At 74.8% G+C, this 246-nt stretch carries 1 protein-coding gene; it reads left to right on the top strand.

Features of this window, described 5'->3' with window-relative positions; all coding sequences use genetic code 11:
• Nucleotides 1–246, top strand: a 246-nt coding sequence (locus SB822_RS59690; RefSeq protein ID WP_410859455.1) for a response regulator, incomplete at both ends; no start/stop codon positions are given.

The raw sequence follows: 246 nt of genomic DNA, 5'->3' as shown, positions 1-246 counted from the left end.
CTCAAGCACCTGATCAGCGACGCGCCGCGCGTGATGGTCGTCGACGGCTCCAAGCTGGTGCGCAAGCTGATCGCCGACGTGCTGCAGCGCGAGCTGCCGGCGGTCGAGGTGGTCGGCTGCGCCAGCATCGCCGAGGCGCGCGACGCGCTGGCGGCCGGCGCGGTCAACCTGGTCACCACTTCGCTGTCGCTGCCCGACGGCGACGGCCTGGCGCTGGCGCGCAGCGTGCGCGAGGCGGCCGGCCAG

This window comes from Paraburkholderia sp. SIMBA_054 (assembly GCF_046534875.1).
GTDB lineage: Bacteria > Pseudomonadota > Gammaproteobacteria > Burkholderiales > Burkholderiaceae > Paraburkholderia > Paraburkholderia hospita.
This window is presented reverse-complemented; position numbering and strand designations above follow the sequence as displayed.